This is a genomic window from Sphaerisporangium sp. NPDC005288, assembly GCF_040607475.1.
GTDB lineage: Bacteria > Actinomycetota > Actinomycetes > Streptosporangiales > Streptosporangiaceae > Sphaerisporangium > Sphaerisporangium rhizosphaerae.
In genome coordinates, this window is record NZ_JBEXGT010000066.1 from 1 (window position 1) to 20,774 (window position 20,774).

General features: G+C 73.3%; 15 protein-coding genes. 7 read left to right on the top strand and 8 right to left on the bottom strand.

What is annotated here, in order from left to right; translation table 11 throughout:
• On the top strand, window positions 1-386 hold a 386-nt coding region (locus ABZU32_RS37955; RefSeq protein ID WP_354930863.1), incomplete at its 5' end, for a nitroreductase family protein.
• Window positions 367-1,038: an NADPH-dependent FMN reductase gene (locus ABZU32_RS37960; RefSeq protein ID WP_354930866.1), complete on the top strand. Its 672-nt coding sequence runs from the start codon at window positions 367-369 to the stop codon at window positions 1,036-1,038. The genes ABZU32_RS37955 and ABZU32_RS37960, both read left to right, overlap by 20 nt.
• 47 nt (window positions 1,039-1,085) lie before the next feature.
• Here ABZU32_RS37960 and ABZU32_RS37965 read toward each other — a convergent pair whose 3' ends face one another.
• The 8 genes from ABZU32_RS37965 to ABZU32_RS38000 form a co-directional block, all read right to left on the bottom strand.
• A complete protein-coding gene (locus tag ABZU32_RS37965) occupies window positions 1,086-2,402 on the bottom strand; it encodes an FAD-binding oxidoreductase (protein WP_354930868.1) in 1,317 nt (438 codons plus the stop codon).
• Window positions 2,403-2,751: 349 nt separating this feature from the next.
• Window positions 2,752-3,906: a thiopeptide maturation pyridine synthase gene (locus ABZU32_RS37970; protein ID WP_354930871.1), complete on the bottom strand. Its 1,155-nt coding sequence runs from the start codon at window positions 3,904-3,906 to the stop codon at window positions 2,752-2,754.
• Entirely contained in the window at window positions 3,894-4,931 is a 1,038-nt protein-coding gene (locus ABZU32_RS37975; RefSeq protein WP_354930874.1) for a lantibiotic dehydratase C-terminal domain-containing protein, read from the bottom strand. The genes ABZU32_RS37970 and ABZU32_RS37975 overlap by 13 nt, the downstream gene beginning before the upstream one ends.
• Before the next feature lie 155 nt (window positions 4,932-5,086).
• Window positions 5,087-7,831, bottom strand: coding sequence for a lantibiotic dehydratase (locus ABZU32_RS37980; RefSeq protein ID WP_354930877.1), 2,745 nt, complete (start codon window positions 7,829-7,831; stop codon window positions 5,087-5,089).
• Between the two features lie 131 nt (window positions 7,832-7,962).
• A complete protein-coding gene (locus ABZU32_RS37985; RefSeq protein ID WP_354835813.1) occupies window positions 7,963-8,142 on the bottom strand; it encodes a hypothetical protein in 180 nt (59 codons plus the stop codon).
• Window positions 8,143-8,215: 73 nt separating this feature from the next.
• Window positions 8,216-10,171 (bottom strand): SagB family peptide dehydrogenase, encoded by a 1,956-nt coding sequence (locus ABZU32_RS37990; protein WP_354930880.1) that lies wholly within the window; start codon window positions 10,169-10,171, stop codon window positions 8,216-8,218.
• A 103-nt stretch (window positions 10,172-10,274) separates the two neighbouring features.
• Window positions 10,275-12,434, bottom strand: a complete 2,160-nt coding sequence (locus tag ABZU32_RS37995; RefSeq protein WP_354930883.1) for a TOMM precursor leader peptide-binding protein — start codon at window positions 12,432-12,434, stop codon at window positions 10,275-10,277.
• A complete protein-coding gene (locus ABZU32_RS38000) occupies window positions 12,424-14,598 on the bottom strand; it encodes a YcaO-like family protein (RefSeq protein WP_354930886.1) in 2,175 nt (724 codons plus the stop codon). The genes ABZU32_RS37995 and ABZU32_RS38000 overlap by 11 nt, the downstream gene beginning before the upstream one ends.
• 290 nt (window positions 14,599-14,888) lie before the next feature.
• Between ABZU32_RS38000 and ABZU32_RS38005 the strand changes: the two genes are divergently transcribed.
• From ABZU32_RS38005 to yjfF, 5 genes are all read left to right on the top strand, one after another.
• Complete coding sequence (locus tag ABZU32_RS38005) at window positions 14,889-15,377, top strand: SRPBCC domain-containing protein (RefSeq protein ID WP_354930889.1); 489 nt, start codon at window positions 14,889-14,891, stop codon at window positions 15,375-15,377.
• A 695-nt stretch (window positions 15,378-16,072) separates the two neighbouring features.
• Window positions 16,073-17,062 carry an ABC transporter substrate-binding protein gene (locus ABZU32_RS38010; protein ID WP_354835803.1) on the top strand — a complete coding sequence of 330 codons (990 nt, stop codon included), beginning with the start codon at window positions 16,073-16,075 and terminating at the stop codon, window positions 17,060-17,062.
• Window positions 17,063-17,126: 64 nt separating this feature from the next.
• Window positions 17,127-18,638, top strand: a complete 1,512-nt coding sequence (locus ABZU32_RS38015) for a sugar ABC transporter ATP-binding protein (protein WP_354930892.1) — start codon at window positions 17,127-17,129, stop codon at window positions 18,636-18,638.
• On the top strand, window positions 18,635-19,693 hold the full coding sequence (locus ABZU32_RS38020) for an ABC transporter permease (RefSeq protein WP_354930895.1): 1,059 nt from the start codon (window positions 18,635-18,637) through the stop codon (window positions 19,691-19,693). Before ABZU32_RS38015 ends, ABZU32_RS38020 begins: the two co-directional genes overlap by 4 nt.
• Complete coding sequence (gene yjfF, locus ABZU32_RS38025) at window positions 19,690-20,667, top strand: galactofuranose ABC transporter, permease protein YjfF (protein ID WP_354930898.1); 978 nt, start codon at window positions 19,690-19,692, stop codon at window positions 20,665-20,667. Before ABZU32_RS38020 ends, yjfF begins: the two co-directional genes overlap by 4 nt.
• The last annotated feature ends 107 nt before the right edge of the window (window positions 20,668-20,774 follow it).

The following is a 20,774-nucleotide window of genomic DNA, read 5'->3' on the forward strand; positions in this document are numbered from 1 at the left end:
GCCAGAGGGCCGCGGGCGAGAACTGGCGGTGCTTCGGCGCACCCGCCGCCCTGTTCTGCTACATCGACCGCGACCTGGGCCGGCCCCAATGGGCCGACGTGGGGATGTACCTGCAGACCGTCATGCTGCTGCTGCGTGCCGAAGGGCTGCACAGCTGCCCGCAGATGGCCTGGTCGGTGTACCGCAGGACCATCGCGGAGATCCTCTCGCCGCCGGACGAGCTCATCCTGTTCTGCGGCATGTCGATCGGGTTCGAGGACGTCACGGTGCACCACGTCCGTACGGGCCGGGCGTCCCTCGACGAGACGGTCACGTTCGTCGGAGGCCGGCCACCGGAGCGTCACCTCGCGGCCGAGGCCGTCAACGGTGACGGCCGCACGTTTTGACCATGAGAGGAAACGCATGACCTACACCGTTGGTTACATCGTCGGGAGCCTGTCCCGGAAGTCGATCAACAGGACGCTCGCTGTCGCCCTGAGCCGTCTGGCGCCGCCCGACCTGCGCCTCACGGAGATCCCCATCGGCGAGCTGCCCCTCTACAGCCACGACCACGACTCGAGCTATCCCGCCGTGGCCCGGGAGTTCAAGGACGCGATCGAAGCCGCCGACGCCCTGCTGTTCGTCACCCCGGAGTACAACCGGTCCATCCCGGGCGCGTTGAAGAACGCCATCGACTGGGCGACCCGGCCCTATGGGTCGAACGTGCTGAACGGCAAGCCGTCCGCGATCATCGGAGCCTCACCGGGGCCGATCTCCACCGCGGTCGCGCAGCAGCATCTGAAGACCATCCTGTCCTTCACCGACTCCCCGGTGATGGGTCAGCCCGAGGCCTACATCCAGTTCACCAAGGGATTGATCGACGAAGGGGGCGACATCCAGGTGCCGTCCACCGCCGCGTTCCTGACCGAGTATCTGAGGGCCTTCGCCGTCCATATCCGGCGCCATCACGACCACCCCGCCGGACACCGGCGCCACACGGTGGCCGAACGGGCGCAGGGGCGGCAGGACGGCGTTGAAACGCCGCCGTACCGCCCCTGAGCCGGTCACTCCGCGGGTGCGGCCAGGACCGGGGACCGCCGCGTGGGTCAGCCGGTCGCCGGGGGGATGTTCTGGTTGAGGTGGAAGAAGTTGGTCGGGTCGTACTGGGCCTTGACCGCCCGCAGCCGGTTCCAGGTCTCGCCCGGGTAGGCGTCGCGCACCCGGTCCTGGCTCTCGTCGCCCAGGAAGTTGACGTAGGCGCCGGAGTCGCTCTGCCGGATGGCCGCCATGAAGTCGGCGACCCACCTCTCGCGGACGACCCGCTCCTCGGGACCCTCGTAGAACGCCGCGACGTTCACCATGATCTTGCTGTTCCGGTGCGCGAACGCGGTCGCGTCGGCCGGCACGCGGGGCACCGCCCCGCCGAGCACCCGGAGCTGGATGGCCCGCATCGAGGCGTCGGAGGAGGCGAGGTAGTCGATGATCGTCTCGGCCATCTCCAGGTCCACGCCGTCCATGAACATCGTCGAGGCCGCCGCCGAGGGCTGCTCTCCGTGCTCCTCCGGCGGGAACATGGCCGAGTACGGGATGCGCTGGATGAAGTCGGCGAGCGGCGTGGCCAGCGCGCGGAACGGCGCGAGGATCCGCTCGCCGTCCTCCTCGGGCCCGGAGTGGACCAGGAAGGCCAGCACGATCATCGAGCCGTGCAGCTCCTCCGGCAGGAACGGCATCGGCGGCGCCGGCATGACGTTGGCGATGGTGGACAGCTCGTCCGGCGCGGCCTCCGCCGCCGCGATGAACCCGGCGACGACCTCGGCGGTCGCGGGCAGCACCAGGATGCCGCCGTGGACCGACGACAGCGGGTACAGCTTGAAGCGGAGCCGGGTGACCACGCCGAAGTTGCCGCCGCCGCCGCGGATGGCCCAGAACAGGTCCGGGTGGTGCCGCTCGTCGACGAGCAGCACCTCGCCGTCCGCGGTCACGATCTCGGCGGCCAGCAGGTTGTCGATGCTCAGGCCGTGCTTGCGCACGAGGAACCCGATGCCGCCGCCGAGCGTGATGCCGCCGATGCCCACCGAGCCGGTGTCGCCGAAGCCGGTCGCGAGCCCGTGCGCCTCCGCCGCGACGGTGTAGGCGCCGGCGGTCGCCCCGCCCTGGGCCCACGCGGTGCGGCCCTCGGCGTCGATCTCGATTTCGGACAGGTCCTGGAGGTCGAGCACGATGCCGCCCTCGGTGACGCTGTGCCCGGCGTTGCTGTGGCCGCCGCCGCGCACGGCCAGTTCCAGGCCCGTCTCGCGGGCGAAGGTGACGACGCGCACGACGTCGTCCACGTCGGCCGGCCGGACGACGGCCAGCGGACGGCGGTCGAAGCCGCCGTAGACCCTGCGTGCCTCGTCGTACCCCTCGTCATGGGGCTCGGTCACGCTGCCGCTGAGGACTGTACGAAGGTGCGAAATCGTGTCAATCGACACATTTAACGACATAAGGAAAACCCCTCCGAAGCGGCCTGTTCACCCGCTCGTCGCTGACAGAGAGCGCGCTCGCGTTCCGGCGATGACGGTGTCATCGGCCAGGCAGTCACTCCCACGCATGATTCCGCCCGGCGCCTCGCCCCCACAACCCGAATAGGGGTGGGGTGGGGTACCGGCCCTGGGGTGCGCGAGACGCGTCCGCGCCGCCGCGAGGGCCCGGCGGTGCACGCGGCGGCCACCGTCACCAGGGCCGGTCGCTCGTGCGGTTCTCAACCGCCGAGAGGGCCGGCGGTCCGGGCGGTCACACCTGGGGGCGCGGCTCGCGGGCGGCGGCGAACCTGCGCAGGGAGTCCAGGGCGGAGACGCCGTAGACCTCCTCCACGGCGTCGGCCAGCAGGTGGCACATCCGGAACCTGTCCAGCGGGGTCAGGCCCATGCGGGTGAGGTGCAGGTAGGTGTAGTTCAGCAGCACCCGGTAGCGCAGGAAGCCGGGGTCGGTGAAGACCGCCTCGTGGTAGGCCGCGCTGTCGAAGATCAGGCGCTGCAGCTCGCCCGGCTCCCGCCGCGGCACCGGCAGGTCGCCCAGCCGGGCCTCCAGCGCCTCGCCCGGCCTTGTCATCGGCTGGGGCAGCCGTCCCTGGTCCATCAGCGCGCCGGCGCGGGCACGGTAGCGCTCGAGCAGCGCGGCCCACTCCCGCACGAACGGAACGGGCGGCGCGGCCGGGTCGTCCAGCGCGGCGACCACGTCCCGCACCCGGCCCGTCAGCGCCTCCCGCCGCTGGGCGAAGTCGCGCTCGAAGCCGGCGCGCGCGGCGTCGGGGTCGGCCGCCCAGGTGATGAACCCTTCGGCGTGCATGCGGTACGACAGGTAGCTGCGGGCGATGGGGTGGGAGGTGTGCGCGACGGTCAGCATCAGGCTCAGAGCCAGGCCGAGCTTGCCGTCCTCGCCCGCGCGCACATGGTCGAGCATGGCGAACAACAGCGGGGTGCTGTCGGCGTAGAACGCCGTGAGCAGCTCCACCGCCTCCTCACTGCCGAGCACGTGCCGCCGCGAGTCGTACGGCGCGTCGCGGATGGAGTTGTCCGGCGGCCACGGCGTGAGCGGCCCGTGCTCCTGCTCCCGCACGGCCATCAGGCGGTGCCGGGTCAGGCTCTGGTCCGGGTCCAGCACGGTCGTGGACGGATGCTCGCGCAGGTAGGCGCCGACGACCTCGTCGATGCGCGGGCGCACCACCTCCCGCCACACCGGCGGCGCGGCCTTGACGTTGATCCGCAGGTGCGGGCCCTGCCTCCAGTGGCGCAGCACGTACGCCGCCTCCACCCGTCCGCGCAGCCCGTCGAGCAGCGGCCGCACGGCGTCCAGCAGCAGGCCGTCCTTGTCGGGGGCGTGGTAGTAGACGTGCGCGCAGTGCCAGGCCGGGGCCTCGTTCAGGGGCGAGCCGGTCAGGGGGACCACCTCCGGGAGTCGGAACGGCCGGCCAGGGCGGTGAGGGCGCGGGCGGCCAGGAAGGACACGTGGTGCTCCGTGCCGGCGCGCAGACCGAGCCGGTTGTGGAACAGGTGGGCGCACCGCAGCAGGATCAGCGGCACCGTGCGCCGCTCGGGCGGCACCGCCATGGCCAGGAAGGCGTGCGGGGACCCGGGGTCCGCGGGGGCGCACCTGCCCGCGGCGCGCAGCGCGCCGAGGTCGTCGCGCAGGGCGCGCACCGAGGACGCCCACGTGCCGAGCAGGCCCTCGCCCGGCTCCGGCAACGCCCACAGCGCGCGGGTCTGGGCCAGCACGGCGTCCCCGCGGCGCAGCCAGTCGTCCTCGCCGCCCGGGGTCCGGGGGCGCCGGTTCGCCTCCTCGGCGGCGGCGGCGAACCTGCCCGCGGCGGCGGGCAGGTCGGGTTCGCAGGCCGCGAGCACGATGGTGAGCGCGGCCAGCCCGATCGCGGCACGCCGTTCCATCGTCGCGCCCGCCTCCAGCACGTGGAGGGCGAGCGCGCTGGACACCGCGAAGTGCCGCTCCGCGGCGGCCACGCAGGCGTCGTCGCCGTAGGCGTCGTGCTCGGGCCGGTAGGCGATGAACTCCACCGAGTCGGGGCGGCGCAGCCGCTCGTCGTACCGCTCGCGCCGCTCGCCCCTGGCCACCGTCGCCGCGAAGGCGCGGTAGGCGTCCGCGTCGACCGGGGGAGAGGGCGACGCGGCGAAGTAGGCCGTCGCGCGCTCGCGTACCAGGTCGCGGACGTGCGCGGCCCGCGCGGGGTCGGGGACCCACAGCCGCAGCCGCACGTGCTGGCCGCCCTCCCAGTAGCGGAGGAAGAAGTACCGGTAGGCGGTGCCGTCGGCGGCCGGCTCCCGCACCGCCGGCGCGACCACCCCGGTGAGCAGCGCGTCGATGTCGCCGAAATGGAACAGATGCGCACTCACCCAGCCCCCGGCGGCCTCCCCTTCCCCGCCCACCGGCGCCTCCCGGTCCACGCGTGCCTCCTCGTCCACCGGCGCTTCTCCGCTCATCCGCGTCCGCCCGCCCGCCCGCGCCTCCCGGTTCACCGGCGCCTCCGGGCCCGTCCCCGCCTCCGGGCCCGTCCCCGCCTCCGGGCCCGTCCCCGCCTCCGGGCCCGTCCCCGCCTCCGGGCCCGTCCGCGTTCCGGTCATCGGCCGGGGCCTTCGGAGAGCTGGACGACGTACTCGGTGACGCGTCGCCCGGTCCCGTACAGCGGGGCGTCGGCCGGGTCGGGCAGGGCCTCTTCCAGCACCATCAGCGCCTCCGGGTCGCGCAGCGAACGCAGGAACCCGGTCAGCAGCAGCATGTCGGTCACATCGACGTACATCGGCTTGCGGTCCTTGCTCAGCAGCCCCACCAGCAGACCGTCCCCGAGGCCGACCACCCGGGCGAAGAACCGGCGGGGCACGCCGTGCGACTCCAGCCACGCGGCCAGGCGCGGCAGGTAGGCCGCCTCGCCCTCGCCCTTGGCCGGCACGGGGAACTCGCCCGCCCGCAGCCGCCAGGCCGTCCGGCCGAGCGTCACCCGCCCGACGTCCATCCGGGGCCAGCGTTCCACCTCACCCTCGGCCGGCGTCTCGCCCCGGGTGCGGAACACCCACCCGGGCACCATCGCGACGGAAGGCTCGCCGAACGCCCGCACGAGGAACTGCAGCCATGGCGGCAGCCAGTGCTGGGCGGTCATCCCGAGGTGGACCGGCCGTACGGCGCGGCCCTCGCCGTCGAGCAGCGCGAGCCGGTCCCGCACAGGGTCGTAGACGGCCGTCAGGTCGGCGGGCGCGAGGAGCGGCAGCCCGGCGTCCCCGGCCGTGAAGGGGTGGTCGAGGGACAGGTCGGCCGTGGCCGGGCGCACGTTGAGCCCGCCGCCCACCAGCCCTCGGCACTCGGCGACCAGCACCTCGCGCTGAGCGGCCCGCAGCTCCGCGGCGGGCGGGGCGTCCCCGCCGGCCAGCGTGACCAGCCGGTGCAGGCGCGACAGCCCCCGGCCGTATCCGGCGGACACCGAGTTGACGACGGCGCGCACGCCGTCCGGCCCGTCCGGCACGGCCTGCAGGTAGCAGCAGATCGAGCCGGGCGGCCGGACGAAGCGCGGCCAGGAGGCGGCGAAGCCGGACAGGCGGCCGGCGGTGACGTCGACCACGGCCTCCCGCGCCGAGGGGCCGGCCCCGGCCAGGTCCCAGAACCGCCGCCGCAGCTCCGACAGCTCGCGCAGGCCCGGCGGGGCCTGCTCGCCCGGCGTCGCGCGCGGGACCGCCACCGGGTTGCGCAGCATCTCCCGCAGCAGCGCGCCGCCGGTCCCGGGAGTCGCCGCGTGCACCTCGCGGTAGAGGTCGAGGGCCCGGATCCGGCCGCCGGCGCCGTGCCGGCCGAGGAAGAAGGCGGTGGCGGCGATCTTGACGGGCAGGTCGGGATCGAACAGGCCGATCAGCCCGCGCACGGCGTCGAGGTCGTCGCACACCCCGCTCCAGGCCGCGGCGTCCAGCCGTCCCGCGACGCCGGGGATGACGGCGCTGTGCCAGAGCAGGTTCTTGGCCGGCAGAGACGGCCCGCCCGTCCCGGCCGGCAGCACCTCCTCCAGGACCTCCCGCACCACGGCGGCCGGATCACCTTCCTGACCGCCTTCCGGGCCCGCGGCCTGACCGCCTTCCGGGCCGGCGGCCTGACCGCCTTCCGGGCCGGCGGCCTGACCGCCTTCCGGGCCGGCGGCCGGCGGTGGCATCGTGGGGCGGCCGGTGTGCCGTGAGGCGGCGGGGTGCCCGGGCAACCGCCGCAGGGCCTCGGCGGCCCGGCCGACGGGCGCCGCGTGGGGTGAGGCGCCGTCCTCGGCGAGCCAGGACGCCAGCCGTCCCACAGGGTCGGCCGACTGCTCGTCGTACGGTGGCACCAGCTCAAGCAGGCCCGCGTCGACCAGCGGCTCGATCCCGGGGGCGTCGGCGATCGTGGGGAAGGGGTGCCCGCCCACCCAGCCGAGCGCCTGACGCACGCCGGGGCTCGCCGGCACGCTGGACAGCGGTTCGGTGGGTCCGGGGCCGAGGAACCAGACCCGTCCGCCGCCGTCCGCCGCCGACGGGTTGATCCGCAGCCGCGCGCGCCGCCGCACGGAAGGATGCCGGGCGAGCGCGGCCCACAACGGGCGCAGGACGGCCCGGTCCAGCTCGGCGACCTCGTGCCACAGCGGCTCGCCGCAGGTCTCCACGGCGGAGCCGCCCGCCGTCCAGCGGCCGAGCCCGCTGAGGGTGAACGTGGCGTACGGGCTGGTCTTGACGGTCGCCCTCGCCAGGTACTTCGCCAGCCGCAGCAGTTCCTGCCGGTCCGGCGGGCGGTCCGCCGGCCCGGCGAGCCAGGCGTCGAGGCGGGCGGCCAGCACCGGGCTGCCCTGGGAGAGCCCGCGCCGGAAGCCGTCGTCGGCGACCGCCTCGCGCAGCAGCGCGACCTTCTCCCGGGACTCCTCCGCCAGCACGGCGGGCAGCGCGTCCCGCAGCGCGTCCGCGCGGTCCCTGCGGGCGGTCCACTCCCTGACGCGCGCGGCGAGCTCCTCGGGCAGGGCGGCCAGCACCTCGGCCGAGACGGCCCGGCCGGACGGGCGGCGCCCGGAGTACACCGCGCGCCGCAGCGCGACCAGGCCAGGCTTGAGCGGGCCGCCCGCCGCGCCGCCGATCACCTCGTGCAGCGGGGCGGACAGCTCGGCGCCCTCCCGCCTCAGCCACGCCGAGATCTCCGCGAGCTCGTCCACGAGCTCCCAGGTGCGGGTGCAGCGCATCCGGTCCAGCCCCGCCAGGGACAGGCCCGCGACGCGGACCGCGAAGACCGGCGACACGGCATAATCTCGACAGGCGAGCCATGCCGGGTCGCCGCCCCCGCCTGCGGGGGCGGACTGCGCTACGTGGGTCAACGGAAACGCGCTCCTCGTGTGGTTCGCCGGGGGGCCGAGGGCGCCCGTGGAGTGGGCGCCCTCGGCCCTGCTCATCTCACCGGCGTGCCCGTGGGCTCACCGGTCCTGATATTCGGTCGTGCCCTGCCGCTCTACGCCTCGGGGGCCCAGCAGCTGGTGGCCGACAGGTAGGACGAGCAGTAACCGGTGTAGGAGGAGGCGCCGGTCTCGATGGTGCCGTGGCCCTCCACGACGATGGAGTCGGCGGACAGCACGTCGATGGAGTCGACCTCGAGACCGCGCAGGTCGAGGTTCAGGTTGTTGTTGGACATGTCGTTCTCCTTCTGCGAAAGATCATTTGCGGTTTCGATCACGTACCGGCCGCGGACCACGGGGTCACGGCCGTCATCGGGGGATGGGCCTCACCTCCTCGCGTGCGCCGGGCGGGATCTGGCGGGCCAGGAGCGGCCCGCCGGTCAGGGGCGTGCCCGTCGCCAGGAACGACAGGCTCCGCAGCGGAGTGGCGGCGATCCCGAGCACCTCGTCGGTGGTGTCGTTGGCGCCGTCGGAATGGATGCGCGCGGCCAGACCCAGCGCGGCGGCGGCCAGGGCCGCGCGATGGACGACCAGGCCCGCCTCGATCTGCTGCAGGCGGTACCAGCGGTCGCCGAACAGGTCGACGCCCGCCAGCGGGTCGCCCACGGGGACGAGCGCGGCGGCGGCCCCGCGCAGCGCGACGCGGGTGTTGGGCAGCAGGCGTGCGCCGGCCACGGCGGCCACCCGCTCCGCGCCGGCGACCTCGACCAGCTCGCGCCGCTCCGGGTCGTACCAGTACCCGCCGGGGGGCAGTCCGTCCACCCGCAGGGCCAGCAGGCACAGGGCGGTCGCCGCGGGCCCTTCCCCGGCATCGGGCAGGTCGGCGGGGTAGCCGCCGGCCGCGGCCGCCAGGATCGCGCCGAGCGCGCCTCCCGGGAGGGCGACCGGCCGGTACCCGGCCGTCGGGGACGCCCGGCGCGGCACCCCGGCCGCCAGGCGCACTCCGGGCGCCGGCTCGGGGAGGGGGATGACGGTCCCGGTCCCTGCCGGCGGACGCGGCCGCAACCGGCTCGCCCCGCAGGACGGGGCGGCATCGGGCGACGGTACGGGAGCTGAGGACGGTGCGGGGCCTGAGGACGGTACGGGAGCTGAGGACGGTGCGGGGCCTGAGGACGGTGCGGGGCCTGAGGACGGTGCGGGGCCTGAGGACGGTGCGGGGCCTGAGGAAGGTGTGGTCATGGATGCCGGGGCGGCCCCGGGGGAGGGGACGGCGCCGGGGGAGGGGGCGGGGCGGTGGCCGGCCGTACCGGCGCGGTGCAGGCCGGCGGCGGGACCGTCGGGCATCGGCAGGGGAAGCGGCGTGCTCTCCTTCGCCACCGCTCCCAAGAGTGGCGCGACCTGCCGCTGGGACGGACGCGGGGGCGAGAGCGGCGCGGCGTCGTCCGAGCCCGAGAGCGATGAGGCCGCTGATGCGGCGGTGGGCGGCAGGGTGAGCGTGATTACGGCCAGCGCGGCCTCGCGCGCGCCGTCGAGGGCGAGCAGACGGTCGAGGTCCGCGTCGGGGAAACGCAGGCGGGCGCGGGCGGTCATGCCCAGCCGCCCGGCCACGGCCATCGCCTGGGCGAGCAGGACGCCCGTCTCCTGGCAGATCAGGCGGTAACCGAAGTCGCCGTACTTGAACATCGACCGCCAGAACACCGCCGACAGCACGAGCGTGACGTCCGGCGTCGCCGGATCCGCGAGCAGGCCGCTCAGGGCCGGGATGTGGTCGCCCTGCCGCACCCGTTCCAGAGCGTGGTGCACCGGGTCGTAGTGGTACAGGGCGGCGGGCAGGCCGGGGACGCGCGGCTCCCCGGCCGCGACGTACGCCTCGATGGGGTACAGCCCGCCCCCCGAGGGCGCGGGACGGCCGACGAGGAGCATGGGCGGCCCGCCGAGCGGATCGCCGAGGTCGTCCAACTCGTGCGACCACACGAGTCTGGCCACGCCGAGCAGCTCCCGCAGCAGCTCGCCGACCAGGTCGAGCGCGGGGCCGTTCCGGGGGTCGGTCCGGCCGGGCGGGTCGAGGGCTGTGTCGCTCCGGATGGTCGCCTGGCCGGCCGGGTCGAGGGCCGCGTCGTCTCCGGTGGCCCCTTCACCGGCCGGGTTCGGGGGCCCGTCGTTCCGGGTCGTCCAGGGCAGGACGGTGCGCTCGGCGTCCGGGTACCGCTTGTGGCGGGTGGGGGCGTTGGCGCGGTCGATGGACAGCGGCCCCCGGTTCCGCATCGCGGCCAGGTAGAGGCGGGTGGCGTCGCCGGGGGCGCCCGTCGCCGTGGTGCCGTGCATCCGGTCTGCCTCTCTTCCTTCGCCGGTCCTGCGAACTCCTGGTGTGCGGACTTTCGATGCGCGCCTTCCTGGTGCTGGTGCGGTGGTCGAGGCCTGGCCGTGGTCAGGGGAAGGGGTGAGGGTAGGGGTTCAGCTCGTCGGGCCGCAGTTCGTCGTCCCGGTAGCCGAGCCTCCGGGGCAAGGACAGCAGCCGCGGCAGGCCGTGGGTGCGCCGGTGCCGGTGCCCGAACGTCATCGGCATCGCCCCCGGCACGATGACCTTCGCGCCGGAGAAGCCGCCCGCCCGCGCCTCGGGAGAGGTGATGTCGACGGCGATGACGTCGAGCCCGCTCGCCAGGTAGCGCCCGGCCAGCTCGGCCAGGTCCGCCGTGAGGTCGTCGTGCTCGGGCCAGCCCAGCCGGGCCGTGACGTCCGCCACCGTGAGCGCGGGCCCGTCGAGCGGGAGGAAGCCCAGGCGCCCGAACGCCTCGGGGTGGCCGTACAGCAGGGGATGGTGCTCCAGCAGCCGCACCTCGCCGGAGTCGGCCGCCAGCCGGGCCGCCTCCCGCGGGTCGTACCGTTCGATGTGCCCCTCCAGCATCGGGCCGAGGTCGTCCAGCGCCCGGCGCAGCGCCCGCTCCGGCGACAGGTGGGCGGCGGTGCCGCACAGCGCCCGCGGCCGGTCCGGCCGGCCCGTCGCCTCGACGGCCATCACCCAGAACACCGGCACCCGTTGCTCCAGCATGGCGACGAAGGCGTGGACGTCGTACCCGAGCCGGTCCCGCACCCGCTGGGCCAGCATGGGGATGCGCCGGTCGGCCGCCGACGCCAGATCGACACGCGGGATGGGCATCCGGGCGTACCAGGTGGTGAGGAACGCGTCCCGCTCGGCCACCTCCAGCAGCCCGTACAAGATCGCCTCCGCCGGGTTGCCGCCGAGGGCGCACCCGTTGGAGCATTCGTAGGCGAACCCCAGGTCGCCGGCCGGACGAGGCCCGAAGTAGGCGTAGCTCTCCGGCACCAGCACCGGTTCGTCGCGGCGGAAGGAGTACGCCCACACCCATGCGGTGGGCCGCTCGGGATGAAAGCGGGTGAACCAGAAGTCGGGCTGGTCGTACCAGCCGTCGGGGTAGAGGCCCAGCGTCCGCGGGTCCAGGGCGCGGCCGGCGAGGTCGGCGTACGCGGCGCGCACGGCGGTCCGCCTGCCGCGCGGATGGATGCCCGCGATCCGCTCCAGGGCCTCGGCGATCGCCGTCGCCCGCGCGGAGGGGAAGTCGTCGCTGCGGCCGTACCCGTGGTGGCTCTCGTGCGCGGTCCGCGCCGGGCTGAGCCGGGCGACCGCCATGGGGCCGCCCCCGCGCTCCTCGGCGACCAGGGCCTGAACGATCCCGGTCTCCGGGTCGACGAACCGCCGTTCCAACTCGGCCGCCCTGCCGCTGATGCCGCCGACGCGGAAGGACGCGGGGTGCGGCTTGGGCGCCGGCTCGGGGATGTAGCGGCCGGCGTGCGGGCCGTCGTCCGGCCTGGCGCCGCAGTCCGGGCACAGCGGGTCGGCCAGGAACCCGTGGCGGCGCACCAGGCCCGTCGGCACGTGGATCCTGAGCAGCGCGCCGGCGGTCCGCGCGGACGCGGGGTCGCGGCGCAACCGGTCGGCCTCGTCGGCCACCAGCGCCGCCACCGTCCTGGCGAGGAGCGGGGTGAGCAGGGCGCAGGGCCGGGTGTCCAGCTCCGCGCCGTGCCGCTCGCGCAGCGCGTCGCGTCCCACCGCGTCGGGCCGGTTGCCGGCGCGCCGCCGCGCGACGCAGGTCGGGCAGCCGGGGGCGGCCGGGCGCACCGCCGGGCCGATCAGCACCCAGCCCGCGTCGACCCGGACCGGCAGCCACGGCACATCCTGCTCGGCCGCCCGCCGCGCCACCGCGGGATAGGACCGGACGTCATCGGCGTCGGTCGCGATGACGATCGCCCCCACCCCACGGCCGGCGGCACGACCGGCGAGATCGGCGGCGCCGGAGAGATCGGCCGGACGGGAGAGACCGGCTGGACGGAGAAGGCCGGCCGGACGGGGAAGGTCGGCCGGATGGGGAAGGCCGGTGGGCCCGGAGAGATCGGCGGTGTCTGGGAGATCGGCGGCGAGGGCCGCGAGATCGGACCGGCCGCGCGGACCGGCGGGACCGGCGGACATGAGGCGGGAGCGGATCGCCGCGTACAGCCTGCCCGTTCCCAGCACCGTCACCGGACCAGGAGGCTCGGCGGGCGCGGTCGCCGGAGCGGTGTCAGTCGTCAAGGAGCACGACCTGGGTGACGAAGGGGAGCAGCCGGGACGCCTCGGGGTCGCCGTCCAGCGGCACCGCGACCGGCACCCTGCCGGCCGCGCGCAGGGCCCGCGTCATCACCCGCACGGCTTCCTCCGGGTCGCCGGACGGCGCCCACAGGGGGCGCGCGGCGGAGTACGCGCTCTGCCGTTCGGCACGGGACTGCCAGGCCAGCAGCAGCCGCTCCAGGCCGTCCCGCAGGGCGGCCTGCGCCGTGGCCGCCGCCGACACCAGCACCGCCCCGCCCGGGACGGTGAAGGCGTGCGCGGGCACCCCGAGGATCGACGTGCAGTCGCGGACGTCCAGCGGCACCCCGGCCAGCCGGAGCCGGCGCGCCAGGGCCCCCGCCACCGGATCGGACAGCAGACCGGCCGGCGGGTCGGCCGCCGGGCCGGCGACGAAGTCGGTCGTCAGGTCGGAGGGCGCGCCTGGTGTGCCCGCGGTGCCTCCTGTCAGGCGGGCGACCAGCAAGGACTCGACGTGGGCGCGGAGTCCGGCGGCGAGCGCCTCCGGCCAGGTGAGGCCGGCTCCGGTGCCCTCGGGAGCTCGGAGCATGCCGGTCCCGGTGAGCCGCAGGGCCGCCACGGGGACCGCGCGCGGCCGGCCCTCCGGCAGCTCCACCCCCCACACGACGCCCTGGCCTCCAACGTCCCCGCCCCTGGCGTCCCGGCCTGCGACGTCCTCACGCTCGGCGTCCCGGCGTGGGACGTTCTCGTTCCCGCCGCCCTGACCTGGGACGTCCTCGTTCCCGCCGTCCTGGCCTCCGCCGTCCCAGCCCATGGCGTCCCGGCTCATGGCGTCCCGGTCTGCGGTGTGCGGGCCGTCGGTGTCCGCGGCGGCGAGGACGCCGTAGGTGGCCAGCGCGGCCAGCAGGCAGCGCAGCCGCGCCGTCCGGCGGTCCTCGCCCCATCCGACGATCTGCGGGGGCGGCGCCCACCTGGGCAGCGCGCCCAGCGGGTCGGAGACCGTCGCCTGACAGACCGGGAGCGGAGTCTGCGCCAGTCCTTCCTCGTCCAGCGCGCCGATGAGGCCGAGCCGGGAGTCGATCGCCTCCGCCGCCCGGTCCGGCAGCTCGCCCGCGCCGACCGCCGCGGCCGACGCCAGGGACTCGGCCAGCGCCCGCGCCGCCTCGGGGCCACGGGCCCGCCGGGTGACGACGCGAGGATGGGGGACGAACCGGTGCGGAAAGGTGTCCAGGTTGCGCAGGTCGACCCGGGTGAGCGCGGGCTCGGGGGCGGCGCCGACGGCGTCCAGGCCGGTCAGGTGGGAGAAACAGGCCAGGGCCGGCATGGCGGCGACGACCTCGGGCAGCGGGCCGACCAGCAGGTTCTCGCCGGATGCGGCCGGGGTCGCGGCCGGTAGCGCGGCCAGCCGGTGCCAGCCGGACTCGACGGCCGTCACCGACGGCCTGCCCACCTGGCTGAGCCACACCTCCGCGGGGCGCACCAGGGCCTGGCCCGCGGGGATGCCGGCCGCCTCGCAGGCGCGGGCCGTCCGCACGAGCGCGCCGATGTCCGTGCTCACCTGGAGCAGGACGTCGGCGTCGTTGGCGATGACGTCGGGCAGGGACGCGCCCGGGACGATCCGCACCTCCTGCGCGGGATCGCGGCGGGCCTCCTCCACCGTCCGGCCGATCGCGGCGGGGCCGGGGCCGGCCACGCTGATCCGGCGCCAGCCGGTGCCGACGCACGCGGCCAGCAACGCCGTCAGCAGCGGCCCGTCACCGGCCAGCACCAGCCGGGAGCCGCGAAGCCGCTCGAACCGCCATTCCGGGGAGTCGAGCACGTAGCCGATGAAGGCGATCTCCTCGGCGTACACGCGGCGCTCGTCCTCGGTCAGGCCGTGCGGCCGCGAGCGGCGCGCGTCCACGACGAACCGCTGCTCCGCCAGCCGGCGCACCAGGTTCTCCACCATGTCGCGCTTGTCGCCCGGCAGTCGCTCGGTCAGCTCGGCGAGGGTGTGCTCCCCGGTGAGCGCCGGGGCGAGCCTGCTGAGCCACGCGTACGCCTGGCGGCCCCGCAGCACGCATGCTCCGTAGTCGCTGTGCACGTAGACCCCGTCCGGACTCTCGACGAAACGCACGTCGTCCGACAACCGTGGCCGCATCGCCATATCGGCGCGTGGGAGCGCTCCCATGGGCCCTAATATTAAGATCCTATGACCGAAATGTAAATCTTCCGCACGTCGCCCATAATGTGTAGAATCGCGCGAATTTCGGATAGGGGTAAGCCGTAATTCACAGTTCCCTATCGGAAGTGCATGGAAGATCGTCTGTCCGATATGTCGATGTTGGACGGCGTGCGGGCGCTGTTGGGTTTGTGTCGGCATCGGGCGCGTGACTCGTCCTCGAACATCATCGATGGTGCTACATGGGACGATCCGCCGGATCGGGGGGGGGGAATTCGGAGGCCGAGTAAGGTCGGCCCATGTACTCGACGCAGGTCTCTCAGCACGTGAACGCGCCCCGGTCGGCCGTCTACCAGGCGCTGGTGAATGAGGAGGCGATCGCGAAATGGCGGGTGCCGGAGGGCATGAGGAGCCACGTCCACGAGTTCGACGCCAGGGAAGGCGGGGGATTCCGGATCTCGCTCACCTATGACGCGCCCGGGCCGACCGGCAAATCGGCCTCGCACACCGATACCTACCATGGCCATTTCGCGCGGCTTGTTCCGGACGAGCGCACGGTGGAGGTCTTCGAGTTCGAGACCGGCGATCCCTCGCTGCGCGGCACCATGACGATGACGACGACGCTCGCCGACGCCGGCGGCGGCACCGAGGTCGTCATCACGCACGACGGGATCCCCGACGGCGTGCCCCCTGCCGACAACGAGATAGGGACGCGGATGGCGCTGGCGAAGCTCGCCGCGCTCGCCGAGGAGGGCCGGTCCCCGGCTCCCGGCGCGACCGCCGAGTAGGCCGGGCGCGCGGGGGACGCCGGGCGCGCCGGGGACGCCGGGGACGCCGGGGACGCCGGGGGACGAGGTCGGCGCCGAGCGGGCGGAACGCGGAAGCCTTGGCGCCGGCAATGCCGGTGACCGGGCCTTTTCCTCGCCGGTCCTCCCTGTTTCGTCCTTTTTGGTGGATTTCGTCCGTCCCGCTCACCCGCCGATCCGTGCATGTCGGCACTTCCCCGATCGGGCGACCGGCCGCCGAATACGACCCGCGCCGACGGGCCGTTTCGGTGTGATCAGACCGTGACCGGCGTTACCTTGACGACAAGTGCTGTTAACGCTCACAGTCGTGCCAGGCCGATTGAGAGGAGTAGCCGGTGGGACCAAGCGCCGGGTGCCGCCCGTCCGTCATGGTGGACATGGCGAAGGCGGCCGGCGTTTCGCACCGGGCGGCGTCGCGGGCCGGGTTCACGGGCCCGCGAGCTCTCCTTTCACGACCATCATGCAGAAACTCGGGGCCGTGGGCAGGCACGGCATCGACGTGCTTCTCCGGCCCGCCGCGGCGGAGGATCCGTGCGCGGGTGAGCGCGACGTGATCTGTTCCGTCACCCGTGGCCAGGAGGGATGCGGCGATCGTATGCCGGCCGTCCATGGGAGTTACACGCATGGTTGACGCGGTTTCGCCGTGTTAGCGTTAACATCCAGAAAGGAAACCCCCCGTGTATAAGAAGATCTCGGCACTGGTGCTGGCCGGTGTCACGACGCTGGTCATGGCAGGGTGCGGCAGCGGTTCGGGCGGCACGGACAGTGCCGGCACGAGCGGCTCGGGCGACAAAAAGATCGTCATGGGCTTCGCCCAGGTCGGCGCGGAGAGCGGCTGGCGCACGGCCAACACCAAGTCGATCCAGGAGTCCGCCAAGGAGGCGGGCATCGAGCTGAAGTTCTCCGACGCCCAGCAGAAGCAGGAGAACCAGATCAAGGCGATCCGCTCCTACATCCAGCAGAAGGTGTCGGTCATCGCCTTCTCGCCGGTGGTGGAGTCCGGCTGGGACACCATCCTCAAGGAGGCCAAGAACGCCAAGATCCCGGTCATCCTGACCGACCGGGCCGTGGACTCCCCCGACAAGAGCCTGTACAAGACCTTCCTCGGCTCCGACTTCGTCGAGGAGGGCAAGAAGGCCGGGCAGTGGCTGGTCGACCAGTACAAGGACAGCAAGGACCCGGTCAACATCGTGCAGCTCGAGGGCACGACGGGCTCCGCCCCGGCCAACGACCGCAAGGCCGGCTTCGAGCAGGTCGTCACCGATCCCAAGTTCAAGGTGATCGCCTCGCAGACCGGTGACTTCACCCGGGCCAAGGGCAAGGAGGTCATGGAGGCCTTCCTCAAGGCCAACCCCAAGATCGACGTGCTGTACGCGCACAACGACGACATGGCCCTCGGCGCGATCGAGGCCATCGAGGGCGCGGGCAAGGTGCCGGGCAAGGACATCAAGATCATCTCGGTGGACGCGGTCCACGACGGCATGCAGGCGCTGGCCGACGGAAAGATCAACTACATCGTCGAGTGCAGCCCGCTGCTCGGCCCGCAACTCATGGACCTGACCAAGAAGGTCCTGGCCGGCGAGGAGGTCCCCGCCCGGGTCGTGACCGAGGAGACGACCTTCACCCAGGACCAGGCGAAGCAGGCGCTCCCCGAGCGCAAGTACTGATACCGCGCCGGGCCGCCCCGTCCAACCGGGGCGGCCCGCCGGCTGAGGAGGAGAGGGGCGCCTGATGGACGCACCCGCGCCGATCCTGCGCATGAGGGGGATCGGGAAAGAATTCCCCGGCGTGAAGGCGCTGGACGGGGTGGACTTCCGGCTGTTGCCCGGCGAGGTCCACGCCCTCATGGGAGAGAACGGCGCCGGCAAGTCCACCCTGATCAAGGTGCTCACCGGCGTGTACGAGATCGACGCCGGCGAGATCGAGCTGGAGGGCCGCCAGGTGGCCTTCTCCACCCCGCTCGCCGCGCAGCAGGCCGGCATCAGCACCGTGTACCAGGAGGTCAACCTCTGCCCGAATCTCTCGGTCGCCGAGAACATCTTCATCGGCCGTGAGCCCCGCCGCCTCGGCCGCATCCGGTGGAAGGAGATGCGGCGCCGGGCCGCCGAGCTGCTGAAGCGCCTGGACCTCGACATCGATGTCGCGGCCCCGCTCTCGGCGTACTCGCTGGCCGTCCAGCAGATGGTGGCCATCGCGCGGGCGGTGGACATCGACGCGCGGGTCCTCATCCTCGACGAGCCCACCTCCAGCCTCGACGCGAGCGAGGTCGCCCAGCTGTTCCGGGTGATGCGGCGGCTGAAGGAGCAGGGCATCGCGATCCTGTTCGTCTCGCACTTCCTGGACCAGATCTACGAGATCGCCGACCGGATGACGATCCTGCGCAACGGCCGGCTCGTGGGGGAGCACCTCACGAGCGAGCTGAGCCAGGTGGACCTGGTCGGCAAGATGATCGGCCGCGAGCTCGCCGACCTGGAGCGCCTGGAGGGCAGGCCGCCGGCCCGCGAGGGCGCGCGGCTGGTGGAGGCGGACGGCCTTGGCCGCGCCGGGGCCATCGAGCCGTTCACTCTGACCATCCACCAGGGCGAGGTGGTGGGCCTGGCCGGACTGCTCGGCTCCGGGCGCACCGAGATCGCCCGGCTGCTGTTCGGCGCCGACCACGCGGGCACCGGAACGCTGCGCATCGACGGCGAGCCGGTCAACCTGCGCAGCCCCCGGGCGGCGATCCACCGCAAGTTCGCGTTCTGCTCGGAGAACCGGCGCGAGGAGGGCCTGGTGCCCGACCTCACCGTGCGGGAGAACATCGTCCTGGCGTTGCAGGCCGCCCGCGGCTGGACCCGGCCGATCCCCCGGCGCAGGCAGGACGAGCTGGTGGGCAAGTACATCACCGCGCTCAACATCCGCCCCGCCGCACCTGAGCTGCCGGTCAGGAACCTCAGCGGCGGCAACCAGCAGAAGGTGTTGCTGGCCCGGTGGCTGATCCTGGAGCCTCGCCTGCTCATCCTCGACGAGCCCACCCGCGGCATCGACGTCGGCGCCAAGGCGGAAATCCAGCGCCTGGTGGCCGAGCTGTCCGACGGGGGGATGGCCGTGCTGTTCATCTCCGCCGAGCTGGAGGAGGTCCTGCGGCTCAGCCACAAGGTGGCCGTGCTGCGCGACCGCAGGCTCGTCGCCGAGGTCGAGAACGACGAGCGGTTGACCACCGACGCCCTGACGGAGACGATCGCGAGCGGAGGCGCGTCATGACCGAAAACCTGCGACCGTTCCTCAGGCACCGCCTGTTCTGGCCCGTCGCGATCCTGGTGGCGTTGCTGCTGCTCAACCTGGTCTTCACCGACCACTTCTTCAACGTCGAGATCAAGGACGGCCACCTCTACGGCAGCCTGATCGACATCGTCAGGTTCGGCGCGCCCCTGATCCTGGTAGCGCTCGGCATGACGCTGGTCATCGCGACCAGCGGCATCGACCTGTCGGTGGGCTCGGTCGTCGCGATCTCCGGAGCCCTCGCCTGCCTGCAGATCAGCGACCTTCGCGACCAGAACTCCGTGGGCGGCGTGATGGGGGCCGTCGGCATCGCCCTGGCCCTGTCACTGGTGCTCGGAGCGTGGAACGGCCTGCTCGTGGCGGGCGTCGGGATCCAGCCCATCATCGCGACGCTGATCCTCATGGTCGCCGGCCGCGGCCTGGCCCAGCTCATCACCGACGGCCAGATCATCACGATCAACAGCTCGCCGTACAAGCTGATCGGCGGCGGCTACTGGCTCACGTTGCCCTTCGGGATCATCATCGTGCTCGCGGTGCTGGCGCTGACCGCGTTCCTCACCCGCAGGCTCGCCCTCGGCATGCTCATCGAGTCGGTCGGCGGCAACGCCAAGGCCAGCCGGCTGGCCGGCATCCGGGCACGCGGCGTGATCCTGACCGTCTACACCTTCTGCGGACTGTGCGCGGGGATCGCCGGGCTGATGATCAGCTCGAACGTCTCCAGCGCGGACGGCAACAACGCCGGCCTGTGGATCGAGCTGGACGCGATCCTGGCCGTCGTGATGGGCGGCACGTCCCTGTCGGGCGGCCGGTTCTCGCTCGGCGGCACCGTGATCGGCGCGCTCATCATCCAGACGCTGACCACGACGATCTACTCGATCGGCGTGCCGCCGGAGACGACGCTGCTGTTCAAGGCGCTCGTGGTCACCATCGTCTGCCTGATCCAGTCCCCGGCCTTCCGCGCGAAGGTCTTCCACCGCCGCCGCCGGCCCGCCGGGGCGCCTCCGGTGGCAGAAGAGAAGGTGAGGGTCACGGCATGACCATCGCGACAGTCCTGGGTTCGTCCCCGGTGCCGCGCAAGTACGTCCCCGTCCTGGTCACGGCGGCGCTGTTCGCCGCCATGTTCGTCGTGGGCGGCATCAGGTACGAAGGGCTCGCGACCGGGCAGGTCATCCTCAACGTCTTCATCGACAACGCGTTCCTGCTCGTCGTCGCGGTCGGCATGACGTTCGTGATCCTGACGGGCGGCATCGACCTGTCGGTCGGTTCGGTGGTGGCGCTTTCCACCATGGTCGCCGCGACGTTGCTGAAGCAGGGCTGGTCACCCTGGGCGGTGATGGTGCTCGTGGTGCTCATCGGCTCGGTCCTGGGCCTCGGCATGGGCGCGATCATCCACTATTTCGAGATCCAGCCGTTCATCGTGACGCTCGCCGGGATGTTCCTCGCCCGCGGCCTGTGCTACACGATCGGCACCGCGTCGATCCCGATCGACGACCCCACCTTCACCGCCTTCGCCCAGACGCAGATCAACTTCGGCGACATGTGGATCTCACCCAGCGTGGTGATCGCGGTCGTGGTGGTGGCCGTCGCGGCCTACGCCCTGCACTACACACGGCTCGGCAGGAACGTCTACGCCACCGGCGGCAACGAGCAGTCGGCGCTGCTCATGGGCCTGCCCGTGGCCCGGACGAAGATCGCGGTCTACACGATCAGCGGTTTCTGCTCGGCCCTGGGCGGCCTGTTGCTGTCGTTCTACATGCTGTCCGGCTACGGCCTGCACGCGGTGGGCATGGAACTCGACGCCATCGCGGCCGTGGTGATCGGCGGCACGCTGCTCACAGGCGGCACCGGCTACCTGCTCGGCACCGTGCTGGGAGTGCTGGTGCTCGGGCTGATCCAGACGATCATCAGCTTCGACGGCACGCTGAGCTCCTGGTGGACGCGCATCGTCATCGGGCTCCTGCTGTTCGTCTTCATCCTGATGCAGCGCCTGATCACGGCCAGGAGGCGGTGACCGCGGAGCCGGCGGGCGCCGCGGTGTGATGCGCCGAACCGTCGTCCCTGATGCCGGCGCATGTGCGCCGGCATGTGGTCTCCCGGGCCCGTCCGGACGGCCGGCGA

Bases quoted from the DNA above. Each gene is read 5' to 3' on its own strand.
- ABZU32_RS38005 (WP_354930889.1), top strand. From the start codon at position 14,889: ATGTACTCGACGCAGGTCTCTCAGCACGTGAACGCGCCCCGGTCGGCC.
- ABZU32_RS38015 (WP_354930892.1), top strand. From the start codon at position 17,127: ATGGACGCACCCGCGCCGATCCTGCGCATGAGGGGGATCGGGAAAGAA.
- yjfF (WP_354930898.1), top strand. From the start codon at position 19,690: ATGACCATCGCGACAGTCCTGGGTTCGTCCCCGGTGCCGCGCAAGTAC.
- ABZU32_RS38020 (WP_354930895.1), top strand. From the start codon at position 18,635: ATGACCGAAAACCTGCGACCGTTCCTCAGGCACCGCCTGTTCTGGCCC.
- ABZU32_RS38000 (WP_354930886.1), bottom strand. From the start codon at position 14,598: ATGGGAGCGCTCCCACGCGCCGATATGGCGATGCGGCCACGGTTGTCG.
- ABZU32_RS37985 (WP_354835813.1), bottom strand. From the start codon at position 8,142: ATGTCCAACAACAACCTGAACCTCGACCTGCGCGGTCTCGAGGTCGAC.
- ABZU32_RS37990 (WP_354930880.1), bottom strand. From the start codon at position 10,171: ATGCACGGCACCACGGCGACGGGCGCCCCCGGCGACGCCACCCGCCTC.